23 protein-coding genes are annotated in these 20,631 nt (G+C 36.7%); 9 read left to right on the forward strand and 14 right to left on the reverse strand.

What is annotated here, in order from left to right; genetic code table 11:
• Window positions 1–92: 92 nt before the first annotated feature.
• The 6 genes from GUU89_RS08865 to GUU89_RS15335 all read right to left on the reverse strand — a co-directional run bounded on the left by GUU89_RS08865 (window position 93) and on the right by GUU89_RS15335 (window position 4,187).
• Window positions 93–1,151, reverse strand: coding sequence for a nucleoid-associated protein (locus GUU89_RS08865; protein WP_162127572.1), 1,059 nt, complete (start codon window positions 1,149–1,151; stop codon window positions 93–95).
• A gap of 13 nt (window positions 1,152–1,164) precedes the next feature.
• Window positions 1,165–1,701 carry an IS1096 element passenger TnpR family protein gene (locus GUU89_RS08870; RefSeq protein WP_162127573.1) on the reverse strand — a complete coding sequence of 179 codons (537 nt, stop codon included), beginning with the start codon at window positions 1,699–1,701 and terminating at the stop codon, window positions 1,165–1,167.
• Window positions 1,702–1,820: 119 nt separating this feature from the next.
• Window positions 1,821–2,216, reverse strand: a complete 396-nt coding sequence (locus tag GUU89_RS08875) for a hypothetical protein (RefSeq protein ID WP_162127574.1) — start codon at window positions 2,214–2,216, stop codon at window positions 1,821–1,823.
• A gap of 72 nt (window positions 2,217–2,288) precedes the next feature.
• Window positions 2,289–2,906, reverse strand: coding sequence for an HPP family protein (locus GUU89_RS08880; RefSeq protein ID WP_162127575.1), 618 nt, complete (start codon window positions 2,904–2,906; stop codon window positions 2,289–2,291).
• A gap of 4 nt (window positions 2,907–2,910) precedes the next feature.
• Entirely contained in the window at window positions 2,911–3,405 is a 495-nt protein-coding gene (locus tag GUU89_RS15330) for a chloride channel protein (protein ID WP_317163898.1), read from the reverse strand.
• Entirely contained in the window at window positions 3,396–4,187 is a 792-nt protein-coding gene (locus GUU89_RS15335) for a chloride channel protein (RefSeq protein ID WP_317163876.1), read from the reverse strand. Before GUU89_RS15335 ends, GUU89_RS15330 begins: the two co-directional genes overlap by 10 nt.
• A gap of 303 nt (window positions 4,188–4,490) precedes the next feature.
• On the opposite strand from GUU89_RS15335, the gene GUU89_RS08890 reads away from it, so the two are divergent.
• The 6 genes from GUU89_RS08890 (at window position 4,491) to GUU89_RS08915 (ending at window position 10,310) form a co-directional block, all read left to right on the forward strand.
• Window positions 4,491–6,632: a TonB-dependent receptor gene (locus GUU89_RS08890; protein WP_162127576.1), complete on the forward strand. Its 2,142-nt coding sequence runs from the start codon at window positions 4,491–4,493 to the stop codon at window positions 6,630–6,632.
• Window positions 6,633–6,828: 196 nt separating this feature from the next.
• Entirely contained in the window at window positions 6,829–7,449 is a 621-nt protein-coding gene (locus tag GUU89_RS08895) for a tetratricopeptide repeat protein (protein WP_162127577.1), read from the forward strand.
• 45 nt (window positions 7,450–7,494) lie between these two features.
• Window positions 7,495–8,832 (forward strand): 2TM domain-containing protein, encoded by a 1,338-nt coding sequence (locus GUU89_RS08900; protein WP_162127578.1) that lies wholly within the window; start codon window positions 7,495–7,497, stop codon window positions 8,830–8,832.
• Window positions 8,833–8,834: 2 nt separating this feature from the next.
• On the forward strand, window positions 8,835–9,134 hold the full coding sequence (locus GUU89_RS08905) for a 2TM domain-containing protein (protein WP_235922012.1): 300 nt from the start codon (window positions 8,835–8,837) through the stop codon (window positions 9,132–9,134).
• A gap of 2 nt (window positions 9,135–9,136) precedes the next feature.
• On the forward strand, window positions 9,137–9,445 hold the full coding sequence (locus GUU89_RS08910) for a 2TM domain-containing protein (RefSeq protein WP_162127580.1): 309 nt from the start codon (window positions 9,137–9,139) through the stop codon (window positions 9,443–9,445).
• A 109-nt stretch (window positions 9,446–9,554) separates the two neighbouring features.
• Entirely contained in the window at window positions 9,555–10,310 is a 756-nt protein-coding gene (locus GUU89_RS08915; RefSeq protein ID WP_162127581.1) for a LytR/AlgR family response regulator transcription factor, read from the forward strand.
• A 15-nt stretch (window positions 10,311–10,325) separates the two neighbouring features.
• Here the strand turns inward: GUU89_RS08915 and GUU89_RS08920 are convergent, their stop codons facing one another.
• On the reverse strand, window positions 10,326–10,649 hold the full coding sequence (locus GUU89_RS08920) for a low molecular weight protein tyrosine phosphatase family protein (protein ID WP_235922013.1): 324 nt from the start codon (window positions 10,647–10,649) through the stop codon (window positions 10,326–10,328).
• 272 nt (window positions 10,650–10,921) lie between these two features.
• Between GUU89_RS08920 and GUU89_RS15130 the strand changes: the two genes are divergently transcribed.
• Window positions 10,922–11,053: a hypothetical protein gene (locus tag GUU89_RS15130; protein ID WP_262886108.1), complete on the forward strand. Its 132-nt coding sequence runs from the start codon at window positions 10,922–10,924 to the stop codon at window positions 11,051–11,053.
• Window positions 11,054–11,091: 38 nt separating this feature from the next.
• Here GUU89_RS15130 and GUU89_RS08925 read toward each other — a convergent pair whose 3' ends face one another.
• The 6 genes from GUU89_RS08925 to GUU89_RS08950 all read right to left on the reverse strand — a co-directional run bounded on the left by GUU89_RS08925 (window position 11,092) and on the right by GUU89_RS08950 (window position 17,105).
• Window positions 11,092–11,862, reverse strand: a complete 771-nt coding sequence (locus tag GUU89_RS08925) for a CDP-alcohol phosphatidyltransferase family protein (RefSeq protein ID WP_162127582.1) — start codon at window positions 11,860–11,862, stop codon at window positions 11,092–11,094.
• Between the two features lie 46 nt (window positions 11,863–11,908).
• Window positions 11,909–12,928: a COX15/CtaA family protein gene (locus GUU89_RS08930; protein ID WP_162127583.1), complete on the reverse strand. Its 1,020-nt coding sequence runs from the start codon at window positions 12,926–12,928 to the stop codon at window positions 11,909–11,911.
• A 71-nt stretch (window positions 12,929–12,999) separates the two neighbouring features.
• Complete coding sequence (locus GUU89_RS08935; RefSeq protein WP_162128657.1) at window positions 13,000–14,418, reverse strand: CCA tRNA nucleotidyltransferase; 1,419 nt, start codon at window positions 14,416–14,418, stop codon at window positions 13,000–13,002.
• A gap of 19 nt (window positions 14,419–14,437) precedes the next feature.
• The gene (locus GUU89_RS08940; RefSeq protein WP_162127584.1) at window positions 14,438–15,007 is read right to left on the reverse strand and encodes an L-threonylcarbamoyladenylate synthase; all 570 of its coding nucleotides are present in this window, start codon (window positions 15,005–15,007) and stop codon (window positions 14,438–14,440) included.
• Entirely contained in the window at window positions 15,004–16,146 is a 1,143-nt protein-coding gene (locus GUU89_RS08945; RefSeq protein WP_162127585.1) for an acyltransferase family protein, read from the reverse strand. The genes GUU89_RS08940 and GUU89_RS08945 overlap by 4 nt, the downstream gene beginning before the upstream one ends.
• Window positions 16,147–16,148: 2 nt before the next feature.
• Window positions 16,149–17,105, reverse strand: coding sequence for a hypothetical protein (locus GUU89_RS08950; protein ID WP_162127586.1), 957 nt, complete (start codon window positions 17,103–17,105; stop codon window positions 16,149–16,151).
• 132 nt (window positions 17,106–17,237) lie between these two features.
• On the opposite strand from GUU89_RS08950, the gene GUU89_RS08955 reads away from it, so the two are divergent.
• Window positions 17,238–17,759 carry a class I SAM-dependent methyltransferase gene (locus tag GUU89_RS08955; protein WP_235922014.1) on the forward strand — a complete coding sequence of 174 codons (522 nt, stop codon included), beginning with the start codon at window positions 17,238–17,240 and terminating at the stop codon, window positions 17,757–17,759.
• Between the two features lie 124 nt (window positions 17,760–17,883).
• Here the strand turns inward: GUU89_RS08955 and GUU89_RS08960 are convergent, their stop codons facing one another.
• Entirely contained in the window at window positions 17,884–19,734 is a 1,851-nt protein-coding gene (locus GUU89_RS08960; RefSeq protein WP_162127587.1) for a DUF3413 domain-containing protein, read from the reverse strand.
• A gap of 93 nt (window positions 19,735–19,827) precedes the next feature.
• On the opposite strand from GUU89_RS08960, the gene GUU89_RS08965 reads away from it, so the two are divergent.
• Window positions 19,828–20,589, forward strand: a complete 762-nt coding sequence (locus GUU89_RS08965) for a Kdo domain containing protein (RefSeq protein WP_162127588.1) — start codon at window positions 19,828–19,830, stop codon at window positions 20,587–20,589.
• Window positions 20,590–20,631 lie beyond the last annotated feature (42 nt).

Genomic DNA, 20,631 nt, shown 5'->3' on the forward strand with positions numbered 1-20,631 from the left:
TTTATTTATATTAAAAATCCTCAACTGCTTTTAACAATTGAGGATTTATAGTTATAAGATAGGAACTTGTTGACCGTACTGCCAACAGTGTGCTAGCTTTTTTGTTCCTTGTTGAAATACACTAAATAGTAATACATCTGTTTTTCTTCATCCCAGCCTTTTTCTACAAATTTTTCAGCACTTTCAGGGTTAATGAAGTCTAATTTGATTTGAATATTAGTATCCAAATTAATCACGTTTTTAATTGACTTTCGGGCGTCGGTTACGGCTCCATTGGCAATCGGGAAATTGGTAATATCTTCAATACTGTATTTTTCGCCTTTGTCAACTTTGTAGTTTTTAAACTCTGGAATCAAATCCGGATTGTCTAATACTTCGTTCAAAAATTTGCTTTCTTCAAACTCATCGTTTTTGGCAAAAAAGTTTACCGAACGGTTCATAAACATGACTTCTTCTTTCTTGTCTTCGGCAGGTAATACTACATCTTTGGCAAAACCTTGGCAGAATTTCAAATACTTTTTGGTATAAAAATTTTCATCCTGAAAAGCATCTACCGAAAGGAAATGTTCTAACCAATAACGCGCATCATAACGGTTACTGTCAACCGTTAGAATCTTGTAGCCTTCTTCTTTTTTGTGATTAAAGATTAAACAGCCTTTGTCTAATTTATTAAGGTTAATTCCTTGTTGTAAAATCATTTCTAATGTAGTGCCTTTTTCTTCAAACTGCATGAAATCCGATTTGATTTCGCTTTTGAAAACCCCAATAGCATCCACCACATTGTTGTCAATATTCAGATTAGTGATATAGGCTACATACACTTCTCCGTTTTTGATATGCGGATGATTGGATTGTTCAAAAAGATGTTTGGTAATCTTTTTAGAAACTTCGTGCACATCGCTTGGATTCGTAAAAATTTCTGTTGCCAAATTGAACATGTCATTGTATTCCAAATCCACATCATGAGCAAATTGAAAATAGTTTTCTTCTTTGTCACGGAAGGGCTTAAAGAAATATTCCTTTAACAACGGAACAATTTCATCATTCAGATTATAACTTTGGTCGGAAAGAAATATCGCTTCGTTACGACTTTTGTTTCCCACTCGGTGTATTGATAAGCTCTCAATATGAGCGTTAAATAGGTTTATCATAGTTTTTTGTTGCTTAATTCCAATTCTCTTCAAATCCGAAATCCTCGAAGCTGTCGTCTCCGCCAAACATATCCAGATCGTCCTCGTCTAAATCATCTTCAAATTCAGAGTAGAAATCTTCGTTTTCAGCCTCAAATTCTTTCTCAGGAGCTGCTGCCGGTAATTCACCGTGGGAGAATAATAAATTCGGATAAGTAACCCCGGTTTCCGCTTCTTCTACGGCTGCCAATTCCACTAAAAAGGTCCACATGTTGATGAAATCATACACATAGATAATTTTGGTTTGATCTTCACTCAATAACTGATTTAAAGCATAATCACTCATAGTTTTTTGCTCGCCAACAACATCACCGGTATCAAACATTGGGATTTCTTCTTCCTGATTCCATTGGTCGTCACAAGTATAAAACGAAGCTACTTCCATACCGTCAAATCCAAAGGCGTTGACAATGGCATTGTGCAAATCTTCTAAAGTGTCTTCTTCTTGTATGGCAATATCTCTGAAAACATCGTCTTCGGCATCGAGAATAGCTCTGAATTTATAAATCATAATCTGTATTTTAGTAAGCGTGCAAAGGTAAAATTTAATTTTACAAATTGAAGTTGGATTTGCGTTTTGTTGATAAGAATTTGCACAAAAAAACCTAGCGGCTGGCTAGGTTCTGAGAGTTATTTTTTTTCCGGTTGGCACATGCTTACAATTTTGTGAAAAGTGTCATGCAGCATGGCTAAGGCTTTGGTGATTTCGTCATCGGCAGCTTCTTTTTGCACCAAATCATTTACCGTTTGAGTTTGTTTTTTTAAAGAAAGAAGGGTTTCAATGGTTTTCGGATTTCTGAATTCTTCCGGCATTGTTTCTACCGATAAATCATCTGCTTTTTGCATTAATAACTCGGCATTGTTTTTAATGGGGTCCAGATTTCCTTCTTCTGCGGGGTGGTACGTTTGCGTTATCAGTTCGTGATACGCTTTAATTTGAGGCCATCGTTCGGTGATGGTTTTTGCTGATACTGAATTCAGAGCAAAGAATGCAGCAAAAGCGAAGAGAGACTTAATAATTTTCATTGGTTTTGTTTTGTTTTTGTTGGAATACAAGTCTACTGATTTTTTTGCTGTTTTTTGCTGAAACGGGAAAAATTATTTTAGCAATTGTTTGAGGTTTGCCTTGGCATTATGCCTGATTTTGTTTTTGATTTTTGTAAACTTTTTATCGGTTGGATATTGACGATTGGCCGTTATATTATTGAAAACCAAAGCGGCTGCCAGTAGTATTAAAGCCCCAACCAGCACAGGGGTGATGACATACCAATAGCCAAGTTTGATGATAGCCGGTGAGCCGGTAACCGCAATCAGTGCTGTAGCACCACCAGGAGGATGTAAGGTTTTGGTTATTTGCATGAACACAATTGAAAGTGAAACAGCTAATGGAGCCGATAACCATAAAACTTCAGGAAGGAGTTTTTGAACAGTTACGCCAACTATAGCCGAAATCAAATGACCACCAACCAGATTTCGGGGTTGTGCCAACGGACTTTGGATAACGCCATACACCAACACACACGAAGCTCCAAAGGAACCAATAAGAAAAACATAATCGGAATGTGCAAATTTACCATACTGTAAATAGGCTATAGCACCCATGCCGACAAACGAACCTAAGAAAGCCCAAAAGTGCTCTTTGAAATCGACTAAAGTTTCTTTATAAAGCACATAACGGGCTTTGCGATAGTTGCGTTTTATTTTTGGAGTGGGCATAAAATTATTTAGCCTTAGGACTATAGGTATAAACGGTAAAAGGATAAATATACTGCGCTGTATATTTGGCCACCAAACAGGTTAAGAGTATCGGGAAAAACAAAGAGTAATCGTTAATAATTCCACAAGTTAAAAAAAGAGCGGTAAACGGTGCGTTGATACTGGCACTAAGCATAGCGCCCATGCCCAAAATCATAAAGTTAAGCGGAATCACATCAGCTTTAAAAAAGGTATTCAAACAAATGGCAAACAATAATCCGATAAAGCCTCCAATGAAGATGCTCGGAGCAAAAACACCGCCGTCACCACCTGATGCTAAAGTAACCGAAGTAACAATAGGTTTCAGCAGGATAATGCCAAGAAAAGTAATGGCAATAGATGTAGTTAAAAGCGTATGATTAGCCATCAAAATATTTTCCTTAATGGCATGATAACCTTCGCCATAAAGTTGCGGAAGGAGTACTAGTGAAGCACCTAAAATAAGAGTACCTATAAGAATACGGTTGCTGTGTTTTTGATTTTGGTAAAGCGTTTTTTAAAGAAAAGCACACACTTGGTCAGATACACTGAATGCATTCCGACAAGGAGTCCTAATAAAATAAAATAAGGCAAAGCATACCAATGCCAGCCTTGAAGCTGTACCGTAAACAGCGGTTTTTCATCCAAAAGAGACAACATCAAACAAGCAACGGCTGTTGCAATGCTACATACCAGTAGAAAAACAGCGTTTATTTTTTTAGAAATTACTTCCCAAGCAAATAAGATTCCGGCAAATGGACTGAAAAATAGAGCCGTTATTCCGGCCGCTACACCGGCACAAATGAGTTCGGTTTTATGACGGTTGAACAAATTTTCTTTTTCTTGGGCTATGGAACCAATAGTGGCTGTGGCCACAACGGTAGAAACTTCAATTCCGGTAGAACCGCCAAAAATAACGGTGATAAAACCATTGATAAAGTGTGACGGGATTTTATATATCGGCAAACTGTTCCGTCTTTGTGCGGTAGTTTCAAATATTTCACGGATGCCTTTATTCTCTTTTTTCTGAAACAAATATTGCCGGAAAAAGTAAATCATCCCCAAACCCAAAAGCGGAAAAAGGAACAGGTAAAACCAATGCTCCTTTGCTTTGATAAGCAATATGGTTTCATAATGCTCTGTAATTCGTTTTAAGATTATGGCCAATAAAGTACTCGAGAAACCAATGAGCACCGAAACAACAATCAGTTTTTGGTATTTAATAAAATGATAGTTTTTCTTAAGCTGCTGGGAAGTATTCATTGGAAATAACTAAGTTTTTACAAAGTTAACCTTTGAAAAAAGAAAATGTGCTTTTAGAAAAGTTAAAATTTTAACCAACAAGAATTCGCTAAACATCAGCCATAAGTTGTTCTATATTTTGAACTCACAACTTTTTTGATTTTTTTAAATATTCTTTTTAGAAGCGACACAACAATAATCTTTAACAGAATATAAAAATGTACTTCCGGAAAACAGTTCATCTTCAAAAAATAACAATTCAGTAATCTAAAATTGTATAGCTTTATAGCTTGATGCAACTTTGGCTCATCAAAATTCAGAAACATGAAACTTTATTACACATTAACTTTACTTCTCTTAACCACTTTAGGGTTTTCTCAAAATACGCTTTCGGGAACTGTTGTGGATGAAAAAAACAAACCGGTCGTTGGTGCCAATGTCTTTATTGACGGGACTTATGATGGCGCCTCTACTGATGAAAAAGGAAACTTCAGCTTTACTACCGATGCCAAAGAAAATCAGATTTTGGTGGTGAGTTATTTGGCTTTTGAAACTTTGAAAGCACCAATCGATGTAGCCAATTGCAAAGACAAAACATTTAAATTAAAAGAAAGTGTCAACACTCTGGATGCTGTTGTGGTAACGGCAGGGACATTCAGTGCCGGAGAAAAAAGCAGGGTCTCGGTATTGAAACCTTTAGACATTGTTACCACAGCCGGTTCAGCCGGTAATATTATTGCAGCCTTGCAAACTTTACCGGGCACGCAAACCGTTGGAGAAGACGGTAGATTATTCGTTCGCGGAGGAGAAGCCGATGAAACACAAACCTTTGTAGATGGTATTCGTGTAGCGCAACCTTATGGTGCCAGTACTAATAATTTACCCACGCGTGGACGATTTTCACCCTTTTTGTTTAGCGGTATTTCCTTTTCTACCGGTGGTTATTCAGCTGAATATGGCGAAGCCTTGTCGAGTGTGTTATTATTGAATACTCAAGACGAAGCTGATCAAAACAAAACCGATATTTCGCTAATGACCGTTGGTTTAGGATTCAGCAACACCCAAAAATGGAAAAAAAGCTCCTTGAGTGTAAACACCGCTTACATTGATTTGGCTCCTTATCAAGTGGCCATTCCTCAAAATGTAGATTGGAACCGACCTTATCAGTCTTTGTCAGGAGAAACGGTTTATCGCTATAATTTCAATAATGGGATTTTCAAAATGTACGCTGCTTTTGATGCTGCCCGCTTCGATTTGAATCAGGAAGATATTAACCAGACGGAGAAAGTTCGCGTGAATTTAAGAAACAATAATTTTTATTTGAATACTTCGTATAGAGGCAATTTTTCAGGCAACTGGCAATTGTTTGGCGGATTGAGCTATGGTTATGGTCAGAATAAAATTGACATCGATGCCAATCGAGTTAACAATGCTGAACATGCGTCACATATGAAATTGAAACTGACCAAAAAGCTATCAGACCGTGTGAAATTGAATTTTGGAGCCGATTATTTTATCACACAATTCGATGAAGATTTTAACACGACTTCCCGAAACGGTTATGATGCTGATATCGCCGCGATTTATACAGAAGCCGATATTTTCTTTTCGAAAAATTTTGCCGCTAAAGTAGGCGTAAGAGCTTCAAATAACAATTACATTCAGGAAAACAGTATTTCACCAAGAGCTTCTATTGCTTATAAAGTTTCGAAAAACAGTCAGTTCTCTTTTGCTTATGGTAATTTTGAACAAGCGCCAAAACAGGACTATCTGAAATATTCGAATGATTTTACCACCGAGAAGGCCGCCCATTATATTTTGAATTACCAATATGTAAAGAAAAACAGAACGCTGCGTACTGAAGTGTATTTAAAAGAATACAGCGATTTGGTAAAGTATACTGACGATAATGTGGATTATAATACAAAGTTCAACAACAACGGAACCGGTTTTGCCAAAGGGCTGGATGTATTTTGGAGAGACGGCAATTCGATTAAAAATTTAGAGTATTGGATTTCGTATTCTTATATTGACACCGAAAGAAATTATAAAAACTACACCGCCGAAGTAACTCCAAGTTTTGTGTCAAAACACAGCTTATCTTTGGTAACCAAATATTGGATTTCAGATTGGAAATCACAAATCGGATTTACACACCAGTTCAATAGTGGCAGACCTTACAATAACCCAAACGAATCGGTTTTTATGAACGGCAAAACTAAAACGTATAACAGTTTGAGTTTTAATTGGGCGTATTTATTGTCGCAACAAAAGATATTGTATTTCTCAGTGTCTAATATTATGGGCACACAGAATGTATTCGGGTATCAATATGCTAACACGCCCAACACCAGTAACATTTATGAACGAAAAGAAATTGCACCAACCGCTGACCGATTTTTCTTTGTTGGTTTCTTCTGGACGATTAGCGATAACAAGAAAGACAATCAGTTGAAGAATTTGTAAAATGGAAATAGGGCACAAGCTGAAAACATTTTACTTATCCTAATTTCTCGTTCAAAACAATTCATCCGTCAAAATCAACAATTCAGTAATTATAAATTTTATCAGAATAAAAATCAAGATACTTTTGACTCATCAAAACAATAAGTTTCAATCACAAAATCATAAAACAATCGTAAACAACATTAAAATTAACAACATGAAAACAATTATCACAGCATTCACCTTTTTTATTTGCTCGTTATTAACAGCTCAAAGTCAGTATGAACAAGGCATGGGCAAAGCCATGTTGCTTTGGAAAGAAGGTAAAACGGAAGACGCCACTGCTATGTTTGAAAGAATAGCTTCGGCAGAAAAATCAAACTGGTTGCCTAATTATTATGTGGGAATGGTCAATGTTACCGCTTCGTTCAATCCTGCCAATAAAGACAAAGTACCGGCTATGTTAGACAAAGCGCAAACGGCCATTGACAACGCCAGTGTGGTAAGTCCGAATAACCCGGAGATTATGGTGCTCCAAGCCATGTTATATACCGCTATGATAGTTCAGGATCCTATGACTAACGGCATGAAATATTCAGGAAAAGTGATGGAACAGTATTTTAAAGCACAAGCCATTGCACCTGAAAACCCAAGAGTGGTTTTTTGCAAAGCTGATTTTGAAATTAACAGTGCCAAATGGACCGGTGCCGATACAAAACCTTTATGTGCTCAGGTAGCCAAATCGATTGATTTATTTGCTAAATTTAAGCCTGACACTCCATTTCACCCAAATTGGGGATTAGAAAGAGCTGAGCAAACTATGAATAAGTGTAAGTAAGCCAGCCTTAAAAACAAATCAGAGAAAAACAAATAATTACCGTACATGAAACGTTTTTATAAAATACTCCCAAAAGCCATACTGCTAACCCTCATTATTTTTATAGTGATACAGGTTTTGAATTTTATTTTAGGAAACGAATTTCATTTTAACAACCGAATGTTGCTTCAGTTTGGCTATACTTCCTTGTATACTTTCTCGCTTTCGTATGCCAATTGGGCTTTATTTCATTACTTGGACAAAGTTTTTCAAACGAGTCGATTTTCCTCAAAACGAATAGTTATTGGTATACTAAGCTCATTCGTCATCACACTGGCAGTAATTTTTCTGCTGCGTATTTTTGAGGAAGTAATTGTAAACGGACATACGTACCAAGAATTTATTGCCAAGGAACAAGCAGCCAATTATCTTTTCTCGTTGGTAATTACCATCATCGTTTCCTTGTCGTTTTATGCTTTTTATTTCTACAAAGCTTATAATGACAGCAAAGTCAAAGAGCAAAAAATCATTGCCGGAACCGCCTCGGCACAGTTTGAAAGTTTAAAAAATCAAATCGATCCGCATTTTCTTTTCAATAGTTTAAATGTGTTGAGTTCACTCATAGAGGAGAATCCTGATAATGCACAAAAGTTCACCACTTCACTGTCAAAAATATACCGGTATGTGTTGGAACAAAAAGACAAAGAATTGGTTACCGTTCAGGAAGAATTGGCTTTTGCCAAAACCTACATGAACCTGTTGAAAATGCGTTTTGAAAACAGCATTACCTATGAGGTACCCACGGATTATGACAATCCCGAAGCTAAAGTAGTACCTCTTTCGTTGCAATTGCTGTTAGAAAATACCATCAAACACAATGTTGCCAGTGAGCAAAAACCATTGCACATCAGAATTTATATTGAAAATAATTATTTAATTGTTGAAAATAATTTACAGAAGAAAGAAGTCCTGCAGGATAGACAGGGTGTGGGATTACAGAATATAGTCAATCGTTATGGGCTGATTTCGGAACGTAAAGTATTGGTAGATCAAACCGAAGCAGTATTTAAAGTAAAAATTCCAATTTTAACTAAACAAATTGTAATCATGGAAACTAAAAATATATACAACGAAAATATGGCTTACCTCAAAGCCAAAGAACGAGTAGAGAAACTCAAAGGATTTTATGGCAACTTAATTTCTTACTGTTGCGTGATTCCGTTTTTAATCTTTATTAATTTGAGAACCGGAGGCTTCCAATGGTTTTGGTTTCCAATGCTAGGCTGGGGAATGGGACTGCTGTTTCATGCTTTAGAAACTTTTGGCTACGGAAAAAATTGGGAAGAGCGTAAAATTCAAGAGATTTTAAACAAAGACAGTAATCAAACCAACAAATGGAAATAATCATGCCAACAAATAACGACTACGAAAGATACCAACGTGCCCGTAAGCAGGTTGAAGATATCAAAGGATTTTACACGCATTTGATGGTTTATGTACTGGTAATGGCAGGTTTGATTTACATTAATTTAAGATATTCTCCACAATACCTTTGGTTTCTTTGGACGATGGTGAGTTGGGGAATTGGGCTGCTGTTTCACGCGATGAAAGTGTTTAACTGGTTTCCGTTCTTCAACAAAGATTGGGAAGAAAGAAAAATTAAACAATACATGGAAGAAGAACATAAAAGAAATAAATTCGAATAGTTATGCAACATCAAGACGAAATAAAATATTTGGAAGCCGCCAAAAGAGTAAAGAAAATCAAAGGATTTTATACTCATGCTCTGGTATATGTTGTGATTAATACAGCCATAATTTTATCTAAAATCGACTATCACGAGGATGGTTCCTGGAGCTTTGAACTTAGCCATTTTTCGACGGCTTTATTTTGGGGCATTGGTTTGGCTGCTCACGGATTGTCGGTTTTTATGCCCGGTATGCTATTAGGTAAAAACTGGGAAGAAAAAAAGATAAACGAGTTAATGGAGAAAGAGAAAAACAATAAGTGGGAATAACCTTTTCAAATAAGTCATGAACATCATCATCATTGAAGACATTTGAAATTAAAAGGAGAATGTCCAGTGGACATTCGGAACTATAAATGTCTTAATTATATAAAATAAAATGAATATTATCATCATTGAAGACGAAAAGCCAGCGGCACGTTTACTGCAGCGCAAAGTAGAAAAACTAGGCTTACAGGTTACGACACTATTGCATTCTGTTGAAGAAGCACTGCATTGGTTCAATGCGCATCCTCATCCTGATTTGATTTTCCTCGATATTCAATTATCGGATGGTTTGTCGTTTGAAATTTTTGAAACCATTGACATTAGCAGTGCCGTGATTTTTACCACAGCCTATGACGAATATGCTTTGCGAGCTTTCAAACTTAACAGCATCGATTACTTGTTGAAACCCATTGATGAAGACGATTTAGAAACGGCGGTCAACAAATTTAAGGCTCGAAATATAGCAGCTCCCAACTTGTCGCTCGATTTTGAAATGATTAAAAAAATGTTGGTCAATCCTATTGAAAGAACTTATAAAAAGCGGTTTACCATCAAAATGGGACAGCAACTTAAGATGATCGCCATTGATGAGGTAGAGTGTTTCTTCAGTGAAAACAAAGGCACCTACTTGCACACTTTTGACAATCGCGATTATTTGTTAGACACTACTTTGGAACAACTTGAAACAGAACTTGAACCGATAGCGTTCTATCGCGTGAGCCGAAAATTCATAGTTCCGCTAAAAGCCATTAAAGAAATCCAGTTGTACAGCAATTCAAGGCTAAAAGTACTTTTACCCACCTACAAAGAAGATGAGGTTATTGTAGCTCGTGAAAGGGTCAATGATTTTAAAGAATGGTTGGGCTAATAGACAGCTGGTGTTTTATTGCAAATAACTTGAGACTGAAAGTTGAATTTCTTCAATCAATTCCTTGTCCATGAATTTATAATTATCAGGAATCTCTAAAAAAATGATTTCTGCATTTTTTGTTTCTTCGGGAAATTTTTCATTCAATTTTTCTTTATGATGTTTTTCCATCACGAAAATCAGATCAGCCCAAACCAATAATTTTGAAGTTACTTTAACTCGTGCTGAATTTTCAGTTCCTGCAGACTTGACATGAATTTCGGAATGATTTTTATAAATAGTTTCTGCTGTCAAACTTCGCCATTTGTTTCTGCTGCAAATAAATAATATGTTTTTCAATTGTCTGTTTTCTGAATAAACTTGGTTAATACTGACCGCTAAAGTGTCAAGACTTCAAGAAGGCAAGAACTGAGGAACGTTGTATTTGCGGTTAAAGATAAAATTTCTTGTGAAACGAGAAGATGAACTTACCATAAATTCGCAATTGCTTGAAATCAGAATTGTTAGCCTTTTTCCATTCCAAAAATCATTCTTTTCACCACGGAAATACTTTTTTACCTCACGGCAATTAAAACTTGAGGCACAGAAGCATAAAAATACCCTGCGGAAGCTTGTTTTACCGAGACGGCAACCTGATGGGAAGACACGGAAGCTCAAAATTAACTCACGGCAGCTTAGAATTGGGAGACGGAAGACCGTTCCTAAGACACGGAAGCTCATTCCGAGGCTCAGAGCCCTTGTAAATTATCAGAAGTTGGTTTTTTACTGTCGGTGGTGTGTTTTATGAAATCAGTGTTTTTCTTATGCCCACCAAGGCCAAAATTAAAAAGGTGTAGGCGCTAAAAAATGGCACGATAAACTCTATCCAACCCAGAGGCAACATCACGGCCATAATCAACAGTTGAAAGCCCAAGCCATACAACGAAAGGAGTGTCATGAACCAATTGGGGAAGGTTTTTACTTTATAGGCATCGGGGTCAATGGCGTGAATAATTTTGTCAAATCCGCCATACAACAAGGTGTAAAGACCAAATAAAACATTGACGGTTTTTTGGGTTTCGCCGGGCAAGGCTTTAGGAGTCTTGTATTCAAATACTTTACTGGTGGTATCACCACCTACGGATTTGTTTCGCAAAATCACATAGTAATAGTTGTATAAAGTGCCTTGCAATTGCAACCCGATAAAGGCCAAAAGTGTAAATCCAATCGTGGCATTTGAAACATAACAGATGGTCATCAGCAACAAAAAGTTGAGCACAATGTCAAACAAGCTGTCTAAATATCGGCCCGAGTAGGAAGGTGTTTTTTTTAGTCGGGCCAACTCGCCATCGGCAGCATCAATTCCCGATTTTAAAACAATAAAACAGCCGGCCAAAAAATAGTGCTTTTGCAAAATGCAATAAATAGCAATCAATCCGGAAAGACCAAACAGTAAAGTAACATGAATAGGAGTACAACGGGTATGTTTCAATTGATTGGCCAAAAACCTTCCGAAGGTTCTTCCGTAATCGGATAAATCTAAAAATTTATCTTGGGCAGCAAGTTTTGACATGTAACATTCATGAACTAAGGAATTGTGACAATATAGTCAGGGTATTTTATTTTGTTAAGCGGTGTAAGGTATACGTCATCGCTGTTAATAGGAAGAAAGCCACCACTTGGTGTGTCAATCCCAACCAAAGCGGAACACTGTACAGCAAGGTGAAAACACCTAACGTAAATTGAACAAATACTATGAAAACCAAGGCATTTAGCCCGTTTTGTTGTTGTTTTGAAAGGGTGTATTTTTTGCTTTTGAAGTATAAGAACAAAATCAATCCTACTACCACGTAGGCCATGGTTCGGTGCACAAATTGCACGCCGCTTTTGCCTTCGGTGAATCGGGTTAACCAGCTGTCTTTTTCCAAAGCAATACTATCGTGGAAGAATTGTCCGTCACTCATTAAAGGCCAATGATTGTGAATCAAACCGGCGTTTAAACCGGCTACAAAACCTCCGTAAATGATTTGTAGTAACAGAAAAACAAGTGTAATTCTTGCTATTTTTTTCAACGGAACTATAACTTCTTTTTTCTCCGGATAAATTAAATCTAAGGCTACCCAAAGCGTATAAGCAAAAGTGATAAAGGCAAAAGTCAAATGCAATGACAAGCGAAAATGACTCACATCAGGATTATCAACCAAACCGCTTTTTACCATAAACCAACCGAAAAAACCTTGCAGAGCGCCCATTCCGAGCAGCACATAACATTTTTGCAGTGTGGCTTTGTCGATTCTCTTTTTAAGTAAAAAATACACAAAAGGAACTAAGAACACTAAGCCAATAATTCTTCCGATAAAGCGGTGAAACCATTCCCAGAAATAAATGAATTTGTAATCGGCTAATTGAAAATCGTTGTGAATATTGATTTTTTGGTATTCGGGAAATTGCTTGTAGGCTTCAAAGGCTTCTTGCCATTTTGCTTCACTCAAAGGGGGTAAAGTGTCGGTCACCAAATGCCAATCGGTCATAGATAAACCGGAATTTGTTAAACGAGTAATGCCGCCAACAACAACCATTACAAACACTAAAACACATCCTGACAGTAGCCAATAAATGACTGATTTATCTTTTTTCATTTTATAAAAATATTTTACAAAATTAACTAATGGTTCTGCAAATTGTTGCTTCAACAAAAGTTAATCAAACATCAATTTATTTTCTTCAACCCCATTTTTTCAGCTTTGGCCAAAACAAAATCGAAGGCGGCTTGGTATTCGTTAGGAATTTCGCCTTCCAAAATAGCTTCCTTTACCGCTTCTTTTAGAACACCAATTTCTTTTGAAGGTTGTAAGTTGAACATCTCCATAATTTCTTCGCCTGAAATAGGGGGTTGAAAATTACGAACGTGGTCTCGCTCTTCCACTTCAATAATCTTACGTCGAACGATATCAAAATTGTTATGGTATTTTTTGAATTTGGCCGGATTCTTTGTCGTGATATCGGCTTCACATAAGGTCATCAAATTATCCACATCTTCGCCGGCATCAAACACTAAACGACGCACGGCCGAATCGGTAACAATATCTTCGGAAAGTACTATGGGTCTTGAGCTGAGCATGACCATTTTGGCCACAAATTTCATTTTATGATTCAACGGCATGTGCAATCTTTCAAAGATTTTCTTAACCATTTTTCCGCCCAAAAATTCATGCCCGTGAAAGGTCCAGCCTTGTTTTTTGTTGAAACGTTTGGTAGGAGCTTTGCCAATATCGTGTAACAATGCAGCCCATCGCAACCAAACATCATCGGTGTTCGGGCAAATATTGTCTACCACTTCCAGGGTATGATAAAAATTGTTTTTATGAGTATGCCCTTCAATTTCTTCTACGTTGTTTAAGGCCGTTAATTCGGGTAAAATAATGTCTAATAATCCGGTTTTGTACAAATGCAAAAAGCCAATAGAAGGTTTAGCTGTCGACAAAATTTTATTCAACTCATCTACAATTCTTTCTCCGGAAATAATTTTGATTCGGTCTTTATTAGTTGCAATTGATGCCAATGATTCAGCTTCAATCGTAAAATTCAATTGGGTCGCAAACCTGATGGCACGCATCATCCGCAAAGGGTCATCCGAATACGTAATGTCCGGATCTAAAGGCGTTTTAATCAGTTTGTTCTCCAAATCGGTTAAGCCGTTGAACGGGTCAACTAAATCGCCATAGTTCTTTTCATTCAAAGAAAAAGCCAAGGCATTGATGGTAAAATCCCGACGGTTTTGATCGTCTTCCAAGGTGCCGTTTTCTACAATTGGATTGCGACTGTGTTCGGCATAACTTTCCTTTCGGGCACCAACAAATTCAATATCAATTTCCTTGTAACGCAACATAGCGGTGCCGTAGTTTTTGAACACTTGCACCTTTGGTTTATTCGGCAATAATTCGGAAACTTTTAAGGCTAAGTCAATTCCGGAGCCGATAGCCACTATATCAATGTCTTTTTTAAAATCGCGTTGCAATAAATAATCGCGAACAAAGCCCCCGATTACGTAGCTTTCCAAGTTAAGTTCTTGAGAAGCTTTGGAAACGATTTCAAAGATTTTATTGTCTAATGCTTGTTTGTAATTGATAGCCACAAATTTTGATAAGTTACTTACGAATAATTTTCACCTGATTGTCCAACGAAAGCTTTATAATCGTTGACGGTTTATCGCAAATTTTGTCCTGCTGCAAATTTACTACATAGTCTACACCTTTTATAATTTCGGGGGAAATTTCTTTGAAAGATTTTGGCGTAAACATTCCGGAAATATTGGCTGAGGTGGAAACCAAAGGTTTTTTCATGCGTTCCATCAGTTTGAAACAAAAGGGTTCTTTTACAATTCGTACACCAAGGGTTTTGTCTTCGGCTATAATATTAGCGGCTACATTCCGCGGATTATCAAGGATTAGAGTCGTTGGTTTTTCGGATAAATCCAAAATTTGCCAAGCCGTTTCGGGGATATCCTTGAACACATTGTACATCATTTTATCGCCATTCATCAGCACGATCATGCTTTTGGTTTCTTCGCGTTGTTTCAGGGCATAAATTTTTTTTATCGCTTCCACATTTGTAGCATCACAGCCTATTCCCCAAACCGTATCGGTAGGATAGAGAATGATACCTCCGTTTTGGATGACTTCAAAGGCGTTATGAACTTCAGTATTAATATCGCTCATGATTTTTTAATTTTTATATAGTGCATCATCGGCAATTCGATGTATTTAAAAGTAAGCTGGCTTAGGAACAGCAAAGGTATTACAGAGACAGCAATAATTCCCCAATATTCTGAACTACTCAGTTTAGCAGCTTGTTCAACCCCAATGATTCCGTAAAAAATGATAAACAAAAGCGTGCCGTGAATCAAGTATAAACTATACGTAATTTGCCCTAATTTCCGTGAAAGCGAACTCGTCAGCAATCCAAAAAATGAATTCCCGGAAGCAATAATGATAAAAAATAGGGTGGAGATAATAATAGGAATCGGTTTTCTACCACTATCAAAAAAGACTACTGAACAGGTCAACAGTGCCAAGGCGATGAAAGTAAAAACAGGTTTTTGTGTTATGGGTTTTAAATCGAATTTCTTCAGTAAAATTGCAGCAACAATTCCACCGATAAAAGGCATAAAATGTCGAATCGAAGCTTGGTTGATGTAAAGAATTATCAGGAAAACGAAGGTGAAAAGCAGGACAATTATTGGTGCAACCTTTTTTCGCAACAACAAAGCAAAGATGGGCAGCAGAAAATAAAACATCCATTCGTACGGCAATGTCCAAGTTACGCCCGAATTCATTAGGAATGTTTTGTCAAATCCATTAATGTCGGTAGCTCCGTTTACGGTAAAAAACAGCCATGAACTGGTGCTCTTTATAAGATTTAAAATGGAGTCCTGTTTTTTCCAATGGGTATAACTACCGGCCATTATAAACACCACCAAAACCACACAAAGGTACATAGGGAACAATCGGAAGAAGCGTGATTTTAAGTAATGATTCCAGTCAAAATCAGTTTTGCTTTCGAGGACTTTAGTAATGAAAAGAAAAGCCGTAATGATAAAAAACAAGACCACACTTGTTTGCCCAAAGTGCGTAAATAGATTTGAATTTGGATCATTCCATTCCTTGGTTTGCAAATATTGTTGCCAAATGTAGCTGTGGTGCAGAAAAACAAAAAAAGCCAAATACCCGCGAACACCATCAATCTCGGGATATTTCACCGGAAGTAAATCGAGTTTTATGAACTTATTTATTATCAAGGTGGTACCCCATAAAACGATGAAAACCGGAATCAGGTAAAGGTAAATACTGTCGTTCATGCTCATAACTTTTTACCAAAAACAACTTGATCCACCCAGCCTTCCAAAGTGTATTTGTAGTAAAGAGGTTCGGGCAATTTTTCGTATTCATTTTTAAAGAAATCAGCCGGAATACTCGGATTTTCTTCGTCAACGACCAATATATTATTCGGATTATAAAAATCGTAAGTAACAATTTCAGGATTGGTGGTAATTAATTTTTTCTCTAAGCCTAAGCTTTCAAATACACGGAACGTTAGTCCTTTTTGGCCATGACGGTTGATGTCTAACAATGTTTTAGAAGCCGCAATTAATTTAGTCATTTCTTCTAAAGACACTTTGGTAGTAAAAAAATCAATATCGTCAGATGGTGAAGAGTTGTCTTTATCCAACACCATAAATTTGTACGGAATGTTTTTTGACTTCAAATCTTGGGCAATTTTCAACAAAGTGTTTAATCGTTTGTCTTTAGAGCTGATATTGAAAACATCATAGTGGTAATCTATGTTGGCATCCGGTCTTTGGGTGTAAATCCAGTTGGGAGCAAAGTGCAATCCAAAAGTTTCGCAGTCTTCCTTTTCAAACGAATATACTTCGTCAAAGCATGGAATTGCTCGTTTTATCTTTGGGCAACGGTAAGTGTTGTCATTAAAAAAACCAATCGATTTCGTGGTGAATTGTTTTAATTCTATAAGATATTTAGGGTCGACAAAATCACCTTTGATAGTTAAAATAATATCCTGTTTATCGCCAATGGCTTTTACTTTTTTGATGATTTCCTGTCCGTAATAAATGTTCTTGATGTTCTTTTTGAAAAAAGTTTTCAGCACAAAATTGTATACTTTGAACAGCGGATTCGGGTATTTATAACTAAAACTGTGAAAGTCGATGTGATGAACTTCATGACCTCGTTGCGCTAAAGTAGTGGCAATGTGTTTGTTTAATCCCCAATTGTCAAAGCTTATCAGTGTTATTTTCATGGTCCCAAAGTAAAGTGTTTGCAAATATAATTGATTCTGTGGCAAAGCGATAAACAAGTGTAGAAAACAAACAAACAATCCTGTTTAGGGATATAATTTAAAAATTCTATATTTGAAAAAAAATAAACCATCATGAATTACGACAACAAACCCAGCCATTATTACAGTAAAGTACGCTACGAAATGTTGAAATATTTGCCAAGCGATGCCAAGCGTGTGTTGGAAGTGGGTTGTGGTAACGGTTGTTTTATTGAAGAAATCAAAAAAACACATCAGGTTGAATCTTGGGGAATCGAGATGATGCCCGATGAAGCTGAAGCAGCCAAAAGCATTTTAGACAAAGTGTTTACCGGTATGTGCGAAGACTTTATTGATGATTTGCCGGATAATTATTTTGATGCGATTTACTTTAATGATGTGTTGGAACACATGTTTGACCCGGGAAGTTTTTTGGCCAAATTAAAAAACAAACTGTCTGATAAAGGCGTTGTAATCAGTTCTATTCCGAATATGCGTTACCATAATGAGTTGTTTAAATTGCTAATTGGGAAAGACTGGAAATACTGCGACCACGGGATTATGGATTTCACGCATTTAAAATTTTACACCCAAAAAGCATTCGTCGCATGTATGAAGAAGCGGGGTATAAGGTGAAGGTGAATGAGGGAATCAATCGAACCAAATCGATTAAACCGTATTTGTACAACATTCCGTTTTTCTTTACGCAGCTGGATATTTTTTACTTGCAATACGCCACGGTAGCCGGTAAAAAGTAAACTTATTTCTTTACGAAAAAGCGGTTCATTTCGCTCAAACCTTCCGTCACTAAATCGTAGTTAATGTTCTCGTCTTGCAACGGATTGAGCATGCCATCTGTCACATCAAAAAGTCCCGACGGATAAATATTGGTAATCTTATTCTTTTCAATGATGGCAAATTTCTGGTTGTAGCCACAAATGAAATAATCGCGTTTGTTGGGTGTGAATAAATTTTTCCCGAAACTGAAATCGTTCAGGTGATTTTTTACACCCAAATAATCTTTCAAAATAGTAGCCGTGATGTCGTAATGTATCGTTTGATGGGTAAATGTTTTAGGCATTTTCGAAGCATCAAAAACCATCATCGGAGTCCTGATTTGGAATTTAGAAAAGTTACCGCCGTGTTGCCAATAGCCTTTTTTACAGTCGTTAAATTCCTGTCCGTGATCACCGGTAATCACAATTAAAGTGTTGTCTAACATTCCTTTTTTCTCTAATTGCGCCAGCACTTTTCCAATCAACTCATCAATATAATGCAAGGAATTTAAATAGCGATTGTATAATAATGTAGGATCATAATCATCGTCCATGTCAAGATAATTCACTTCGGCCAACGAGGGTTTGAATTTCAGGTTGTAGTTTTTCGGAATGTCAAAACCGTGTGCCGAATCGTAGAACAAATAGCCAAAGAAAGGTTTTTTAGCATCGTGTTTTTCAATCGCAGCCATCCATTCGTTATTGATGGTCAAATCTCTTTCTGAAGGGGTTTCTCCTTTTGAGAATACACGTAAATTGGGAACTTTAGCAAAAACATTTCGGTTGAAGGGCGGATTTTCTAATCCTGAGCTTCCGTAAATCAGTAAATCGTATTGTTGTTTTTGCAATTCGTTCATAAAAACCGGTGCAATTTCCTGACCGGTAAAGGTGTCAAAATAAGTGGCCGGAATTCCGTAAAACAATGAAAAGACACCACCGGTAGTCATGTTGGAACCACTGATATGATTGTCGAATACCTGGCATTTTTTTGAAAAATTATAAATATTCGGCGTAATGGCTTCCGTCATGCAATTGTAACGCCAAGTGTCAACAATCAAATACAAGATGTTTTTTTGTTTTGACGGAGTTTCTGAAACTATAGGATGCAACGGATAATTCACCGTTTTATTACTGAAATCGGTACTGGTTAGTTCTTTGTTTCGTTTGGCTTTGGCTTCATCCACCAAGCCCATAGAATCCAATAAATCATCAGCCGTCAAAGGATAGAAAACCGGGAAAACATTTTTAACTTGCGTTACCGGACGATAGTAATTGGCATCCGACCAAGCATAAACAAAATGACTGAAAAGCGTAGCAAAAACAAAAAAAGTCATGGTTGCTTTGATGCGTAACTTAACATCTTTAATGACTAGTTTTTGGGCCAAAAAGAAAAAGAAAAACTGCAATGCCACTAAACCGGCCACAAATAAAACGGAAATGATAATGTTGATGGCCGAGAACTGAAAGATATCACCTGAGCGTTTTCCGAAAACCAGCTTCAACACGATGGGTGAAATATGATAACGAAATTGCCCGAAAATTGTCGAGTCAATTTGAATAATCAATAGCACCAAAACCGAAAACAGCATGTGAATGCCTTTGGTCAATCGTTTCGATTTGGTTAAAAGTAAAGTCATTAAACTTAGTAAAATGGGCAAAGAACCTAACAGAAAAAAATGACTGAATGTGGTAACCGTTAAGTAAAACTTGGTAAATAAAGTATCGGCATTTTCAAAAAAAGCGCTGTATTTTTTAGAAATAATCAGCAGGACAATGACGTTAAAAAGAAAAACAATATAGAGTTGTTTTTTGAGGTTGTTTTTGGCAATGTCCATGTAACTTGTATGTAATGAAAACTTTAAATTTAATTTGCAAATCTAATTAGTTATTTTGAAAATTATCTAATTAAATTTGTAAAAAAATATTTGATGGAATTCCGCCTAAATCCGAACTGTAATTTATCACAATCCGACGTTATTTCGATACTTCAAAACTTTTCCACCACCGGAAAAATGTTTATCGACGGCAGAAGAAATAAGATAAAACTGTTCGAATTAAACGGCAGAACATTAAATGTTAAATCCTTCAAAGTTCCGCATCTCATCAACCGAATCATTTACCGTTATTTCCGAAAATCCAAAGCGAGGCGCTCTTTTGAATTTGCCAACAAATTAATTGAAAACGGCATCGGAACTCCTGAACCCATAGCTTATTTAGAACATATGGATTGGATTGGATTGAAAGACAGTTATTACGTCAGCGAGCATTTGGTAGCCGATTTGACTTACCGTGAATTGGTTGAAATTCCGAATTACCCGGATGGCGATAATATACTGCGTCAGTTTACTAGATTCTCTTATTTATTACATCAAAAAGGAATCGAGTTCAAAGACCATTCACCCGGTAATACCTTGATTAAAAAGAATGAAAGCGGTGCATATGACTTTTTTCTTGTGGATTTAAACCGTATGGAATTCCACCATGAAATGCCGTTTGAATTGCGCATGAAAAACCTATGCCGCTTGACGCCACACAAAGAAATGGTAGCCGTGATGAGCAATGAATATGCTAAAGTTTCAGGTGAATCTGAAGAAAAAATCTTTACGACACTCTGGAAAATGACGGCTGATTTCCAATACCGCTACTACCGCAAGAAAAGAATCAAAAAGAATTTAAAGTTTTGGAAGTAAAATTTCTGAAAAAATAGTATTTTTCACTTCTTAAACCGTTGG

The organism is Flavobacterium phycosphaerae (genome assembly GCF_010119235.1).
Lineage (GTDB): Bacteria > Bacteroidota > Bacteroidia > Flavobacteriales > Flavobacteriaceae > Flavobacterium > Flavobacterium phycosphaerae.